This window comes from Rhodococcus sp. R1101, from assembly GCF_000278445.1.
Taxonomy (GTDB): Bacteria; Actinomycetota; Actinomycetes; order Mycobacteriales; family Mycobacteriaceae; genus Rhodococcus; species Rhodococcus gordoniae.
The window spans coordinates 1-7,254 of record NZ_AJVB01000174.1; the positions used below are offsets into that span (position 1 = coordinate 1).

The following is a 7,254-nucleotide window of genomic DNA, read 5'->3' on the forward strand; positions in this document are numbered from 1 at the left end:
GGTGCCCAGCTCGCGCGGGGCTACCACGACCGTCCCGACCTCACCGCCGACCGGTTCGTCGCCGACCCGTCCGGGAGCGGACGCATGTATCGCACCGGCGACATCGTCCGGTGGAACCGTGCCGGTCGCCTCGAATATCTCGATCGGGCCGACTTCCAGGTCAAGGTGCGCGGTTACCGCATCGAACTCGGCGAGGTCGAGACCGTCCTGCGCGAGCTGCCGGACGTGAAGGACGTCGCCGTCCTGGTGCGCAGCACCGCTCACCTCGGCGACCGTCTCCTCGCGTACGTCGTGCCGGCCGCAGAGGCGTTCGACGCCGATGCGACACGGACGGCGCTGGCGGAGCGGCTGCCGTCGTACATGGTGCCGTCGGCCTTCGTCGAACTCGACGTGTTGCCGCTGAACACCAACGGCAAGCTCGACCGGCGTGCCCTGCCCGATCCCGAACTCGACGCGGGGGCGTTCCGCGCCCCGACCGATCCCGTCGAGGAGATCGTGGCTGCGACCGTCACCGAACTGCTCGGTGTCGAACGGGCCGGTCTCGACGACGACTTCTTCGAACTCGGCGGCAACTCGCTGCTCGCGACGCAGCTGGCCGCCCGGCTCGGTGCCGCACTCGACACCCGCGTGCCGGTCCGGACCGTCTTCGAGTCGTCGACGGTGGTCGCGCTCGCCGCCCGCATCCGGCCGTCGGTGGGCGAGGGTGCCCGTCCGGCACTCACGGCCGTCCCGCGTCCCGAGCAGGTGCCGCTGTCGCTCGCGCAGCAGCGCATGTGGACCCTGAACCGGGTCGATCCCGAATCGGGTGTCTACAACATCCCCGTCGCCGTGCGCCTGACCGGTGCGCTCGACGTGGACGCCCTGCGTGCAGCGGTCGCCGACCTGTTCGCACGACATGAGGTGCTGCGCACCGTCTACCCGGACCGCGGTGACGGTCCGGTGCAGATCGTGCTGCCGGTCGCGCAGGCCGTGCCCGAACTCGCCCCGGTGGACGTGACCGCCGACGAGCTCGTCGACCGTCTCACCGAGATCCTCGGCAGCGGATTCGACGTGACGGCATCGGTCCCGCCGGTGCGGGTCGCGCTGTTGCGTCTCGCCGCGGACGAACACATCCTCGCGGTCGTCGCGCACCACATCAGCGCCGACGGGTATTCGATGCGTCCGCTCGTGCGCGACGTGATGACCGCCTATCTCGCGCACGCCGCGGGGGAGACCCCGGGATGGGAACCGCTCGAGGTGCAGTACGCCGACTACACGCTGTGGCAGCAGAGCGTTCTCGGCTCCGAGGACGATCCGGAGAGCGAACTGTCGCGCCAGCTCGACTACTGGGCCGGCGAACTCTCCGGTGTGCCGGAGGTACTCGCCCTGCCCACGGATCGCCCGCGACCCGCCCGCCAGTCCACGGTGGGGGAGTCGTTCACCTTCACGATCGGCGAGGAACTCGCGCAGCGGATCGAGAAGACCGCCCGTGAGCACAACGCGACGGTCTTCATGGCAATGCACGCCACCTTCGCGGTGCTGCTCGCCCGCCTGTCCGGCAGCGAGGACATCGCGGTGGGAACACCGACCGCCGGTCGTGGTGAGGAGGCGCTCGACGACCTCGTCGGCATGTTCGTCAACACCCTCGTGCTCCGTACCCGGGTGGCCGGTTCGGCGACCTTCGCGGAGCTGCTCGCGCAGGCCAAGGAGAAGGACCTCGCGGCGTTCGGCAACGCCGACGTGCCGTTCGAGCGGGTCGTCGAACGGCTCGGTGTGCGCCGCAACAGCGCGTACACCCCGCTGTTCCAGGCGATGCTCACCTTCCAGAACATCGACACGGGCACCTTCGCCCTGCCGGGACTCGAGGTGACCGCGCTCGAGACGGGCGCCGATCAGGCGAAGTTCGACCTGCAGTGCACGGTGGTCGAACGGTTCTCCGAGTCGGGAGCGCTGACCGCGCTCGATGTGACCTTCACCTACGCCACGGCACTGTTCGACGCCGCGACGGTCGAGACCTTCGGCGATCGCTTCGTCCGGATCCTCGAGACCGTCAGCGCCGACCCGCAGGTCGTTCTCCGTTCGATCGACATCCGCACGGATGCGGAGCGGGCGCGGGCGGTCCGGCCGAAGAAGGCACGTACCGTCGCAGATCTGCCGGCACTCGTGGCCGCGGCGGCCGCCGTGGCCCCGGGCACGGTCGCCTTCCGACACGGCGAGCGCGAGGTCACACTCGGTGAGTTCGCCCAGCGTCTGGACACCATGGCCACCACGACGGGCGGCGCGCTCACCGCCGAAGCGCTCGTGTCCGTGGTCCTGAACGGCCTCGTACCGGGGATGCTGCCAGAACTCGGCGCCGACGGTCTCGCACAGCTGGTGCGCGACGTGATCGCCGTCGCGGAAGGCGCCGACACCGGCCCGGCAGACGGCGTGGACGCCGCCCCGGCGGGCGACGCGGATTAGTCCTGTGTCGGACACTTCGGGATAATGGAAGATCGGCTGTCGTTCGACTGCCCGGCCAGTACGGTGCCGGGTGGCAGCGGGGGGCGGTGGCGCGCGCACAGCGCAGTGCCGAGCGCAGGTTATTTCAGGAGGCTGACGTAGATGACGGGTGACATGGCGGGCAAGCCGACGCTGGCGATCGAGGACCTTCCCCGGTTGCTCGCCGCCGTCGCGGACATCGAACCCGACCGTGTCGCCCTCTCCGACGGTGACACCCGTATCGGCTACGCGCGCCTGCGCGACGAGATCGCCACGCTCGACACCGCCATGGGCGGTGCGCTCGGTTTCGACGCGCTGTTCCCGGTCGTCCTGTCGAACATCGCGCCCGCTCTGCTCGGTGCCCCGGGTCTCGCGGGGGTGGTCGACGCGCTGCTGGCCGACGCCGTCGAGGTGCTCGGCGCCGATGCGGCGGCACCGGCCACGGTCGATCCCGACACGCTCGCGGCGCGTTTCGACGCCCAGGTGGCCCGGACACCCGATGCCGTCGCTCTCGAGTTCGACGGACAGGGCCTGACCTACCGGGAGTTCGACGCCCGCGTCAACCGTCTCGCCCGTCACCTCATCGGTCTCGGTGTGGGCCCCGACGCACGCGTCGGTCTCGCGGTCCGCCGATCGTTCGACCTGCTGGTCGGCATGTACGCGATCGTCAAGGCCGGCGGCGCCTACGTGCCGCTCGATCCCGACCATCCGGCCGACCGCCTCGCCTACGTCCTCGAGATCGCCGAGCCGGTCGCGGTCGTCACCACCGAACGCGACGCCGTCGATCTTCCCGGTTCCGTCCCGGCGCTGACGATCGACACCCTCGAGCTGTCCGAGATCTCCGGCGATCCCATCGCCCCGGAGGAGCGCCGCGGCGCGCTCACGGCCGATCACCTCGCGTACGTCATCTTCACGTCGGGTTCGACGGGACGGCCGAAGGGCGTCGCCGTCGAGCACCGGGCGATCGTCGCGAACATCGACTGGCGCCAGGCGGAGTACGGGATGCGCGCCGACGACGTCGTGCTGCAGAAGACGCCGTTCACCTTCGACGTGTCGGTCTGGGAGTTCTTCTGGCCCCTGCAGGTGGGTGCCCGCCTCACGATCGCCGTGCCCGACGGGCACCGCGACCCGGCCTATCTCGCGCAGACGATGATCGAGCGCGGCGTGACGATCGCGCACTTCGTGCCGTCGATGCTCGCCGTCTACCTCGCCGAGCCCACCGCCGCGTCGGTGAGCACTCTCCGCTACGTCTTCGCGTCCGGTGAGGCGCTACCGCCGCAGACGGTCGCCCGTTTCTACGAGATCTCCTCGGCGCGTCTGCACAATCTGTACGGGCCCACCGAGGCCGCGGTCGACGTCACCTATTTCGCGACCTCGGCCGACGACACCGTCGTGCCCATCGGTGCCGCCGTGGCCGACACCGGTCTCTACGTCCTCGACGAGGGCCTGCGCCCCGTCCCCGACGGTGTCGAGGGCGAGCTGTATCTCGCGGGCGTCCAGCTCGCGCGCGGTTACCTCCGTCGCCCCGATCTGACCTCCGATCGTTTCGTCGCCGACCCGTTCGGGGAGCCCGGCGACCGCATGTACCGCACCGGCGACCTCGTGAAGACGAACGAGGACGGGCAGATCGAGTACATCGGCCGTACCGACTTCCAGGTGAAGCTGCGCGGTCTGCGCATCGAACTCGGCGAGATCGAATCGGCGCTGCTCGACCACCCGGGCGTGCGGCAGTCGGTCGTCGTCGTGCACTCCGACCCCGCGCTCGGCGATCACCTCGTCGCCTATCTCGTCACCGACGGCCGCGACATCGAGCGGTCCGAGCTCGCCGACGCCGTACGCCGGCGTCTGCCCGACTACATGGTGCCGTCGCTGTTCGTCGAACTCGACGAGTTCCCGCTCGGCGGCAGCGGCAAGCTCGACCGGAAGGCGCTGCCCGCACCGGATTTCAGCTCTTTGCAGCGCGAGTACCGCGCGCCGTCGACGGCCACCGAGCACGCCGTGGTCTCGGCGTTCGAGCAGATCCTCGGCATCGAGCGGCTCGGCGTCGACGACGACTTCTTCGAACTCGGTGGCAACTCCCTGAGTGCGACGCGGGTCGTCGCGCGGCTCAGCTCCGACCACAAGGTCCGGATCGACGTCCGCGAGTTCTTCGACGCCCCGACCGCGGCCGAGCTGGCCTCGCTCGTCGACGCCGCCATGGCTTCCGGTGGCGACGGGCGAGCACCGCTGGTTCCGCAGGTGCGCCCGGAACTGGTGCCGTTGTCGCTCGCGCAGCAGCGGATGTGGTTCCTCAACCGGTTCGAACCGGAATCGGCGGTCGACAACATCCCGGTGGCGATCCGCCTGTCGGGTGCACTCGACGCGGCGGCCCTGCAGGCGGCGGTCGCCGACGTGCTCGGCAGGCACGAGTCGCTGCGCACGGTCTACCCGGATGTCGACGGTGTGGGCTATCAGCAGGTGCTGCCGGTGGACGAGGTGGTGCCCGATCTGACGCCGGTCCCGGTGGCCGAGTCCGATCTGATCGCCCGGGCCACCGAGATCGTCGGTACCGGCTTCGACGTGACCTCACAGGTTCCCTTCCGGGCACGCCTGTTCGCGGTCTCCGACACCGAGCACGTGCTGGTGCTGGTCGTACACCACATCGCGTCCGACGGCTTCTCGATGGGTCCGCTCACCCGCGACGTCGTCACCGCCTATGCCGCACGCGTCTCGGGCGACGCCCCGCAGTGGGAACCGCTCGCCGTGCAATACGCCGACTTCGCGATCTGGCAGCGGGAGGTGCTCGGCTCGGAGGACGATCCGGAGTCGGTGATCTCGTCGCAGGTCGCGTTCTGGCGGGAAAGGCTTGCGGGTCTGCCCGAGCAGCTCGACCTGCCGGCCGACCGTCCGCGACCGGCGGTTGCGAGCTACCGAGGCGCTTCGCACCGGTTCGTCCTGGACTCCGAACTCCGTTCCGCCGTACGCGATCTGGCCCGCCGCACCTCCACCACCGAGTTCATGGTGGTGCACGCGGCGCTGGCGGTGCTGCTGGCGCGGCTGTCGGGTACCGACGACATCGCGATCGGCACACCGGTGGCCGGCCGTGGCGACGCGGCGCTCGACGACCTGGTGGGCATGTTCGTCAACACCCTCGTGCTGCGCACCCATGTGGACGGCGGCGAGTCGTTCGAGCAGGTGCTCGGCCGGGTGCGCGGCGCCGACCTCGAAGCGTTCGGCCACGCCGACCTGCCGTTCGAGCGGCTCGTCGAGCTCATCGATCCCGAACGGTCGACGGCCCGGCACCCGCTGTTCCAGGTGCTCCTCGCGTTCCAGAACCTCGACGCCGACTCTCTCGAGCTGCCGGGCCTGACCGTCTCGGCGCTCGACGTCGACGCGGCACTCGCGAAGTTCGACCTGCAGGTCACCGTCTCGGACGACGCCACCGCAGAGGGTTATCTCTTCGACCTCACCTACGCCACCGATCTGTTCGACGCCCGGACGATGGAGTCCTTCGCCGAGCGCCTGACCCGGATCCTCACCGCGGTCGCGACCGAGCCCGCACTCCCGGTCGGTGATGTCGCGCTGCTCGACGACGCCGAGCGCACCGATGTGCTCGCCACGTGGAACGCCACCGAGCACGAACTCGGTGACGCCCGGACCCTGGCGGATCTGTTCGCCGAGCAGGTCCGGCGGTCGCCGGATGCGGTCGCGGTGGAGTTCGAGGGCGAGTCGCTGACCTACGTCGGGTTTGCCGAGCGTGTGAATCGTCTTGCGCGGCATCTGATCTCACTCGGCGTCGGACCGGAGACATCGGTGGGCCTGGCGATGCGTCGCTCGCCGGATCTGCTGGTGGGTATGTACGCGGTCGTCGCGGCCGGTGGTGCGTACGTGCCGATCGATCCGGATCAGCCGGACGATCGCAACGGCTACATCCTCGACACCGCCGCACCCGTGGTGGTGCTGACCACAGAGCGCGACCGTTACCGCGTGCCGGCCACGGCATCGGCGCCGTCGCTCGCGATCGACGGCCTCGACCTGGCCGCGACACCGGCCGAACCGATCACCGACGCCGATCGCATCGCGCCGTTGCGTCCGTCGAACACCGCGTACACGATCTTCACCTCGGGTTCGACCGGCCGCCCGAAGGGTGTGGCCGTCGCCCACGCCTCGGTGGTCAACCAGATTCGGTGGATCACCAGCGAATACGGGATCGGCCCCGACGACGTGGTGCTGCAGAAGACCCCGTTCACCTTCGACGTGTCGGTCTGGGAACTGTTCGGCACCCTCACCGTCGGTGCACGCATGGTGATCGCAGTCCCGGACGGTCACCGCGACACCGCCTACCTCGGCACGGTCATCCGCGAGCGCGCGGTGACGATCACCTCCTTCGTCCCGTCGATGCTCGCGGTCTTCGCCGCGTCGGTGTCGCCGGACGACTGCGCGTCGCTGCGCACCGTGCTCGTCGCGGGTGAGGCCTTCCCCCTCTCGGTGGCCGAGCAGTTCTCCCGGATCAGCGCCGCCGAACTCCACAACCTCTACGGCCCCACCGAGACCACGGTGCATGCCACCGCCCGCCCCGTCGCGGGCACGACCGGTGGTTCCGTCGCGATGGGCGCTCCGGTGTGGAACACCCGCGCCTACGTGCTCGACGTGCGACTGTCGCCGGTTCCCGCCGGGGTCGTGGGCGAGCTGTACCTCGCGGGTGCGCAGGTGGCGCGCGGCTACGTGCAGCGCCCCGATCTCACTGCCGAACGCTTCGTCGCCTCGCCCTTCGGCGACGGTGAGCGTCTGTACCGCACAGGCGACCTCGTGCGCCGG

Annotated in this window: 2 protein-coding genes; both read left to right on the top strand. The window is 70.1% G+C overall.

Translation table 11 applies throughout. The features are described from left to right. The coding region (locus R1101_RS26575; RefSeq protein WP_037223177.1) for a condensation domain-containing protein at nt 1-2,439 on the top strand (2,439 nt) is incomplete at its 5' end. A 141-nt stretch (nt 2,440-2,580) separates the two neighbouring features. Next, nucleotides 2,581-7,254: non-ribosomal peptide synthetase (locus R1101_RS0112525; protein WP_026003204.1), on the top strand; the 4,674-nt coding region annotated here is incomplete at its 3' end.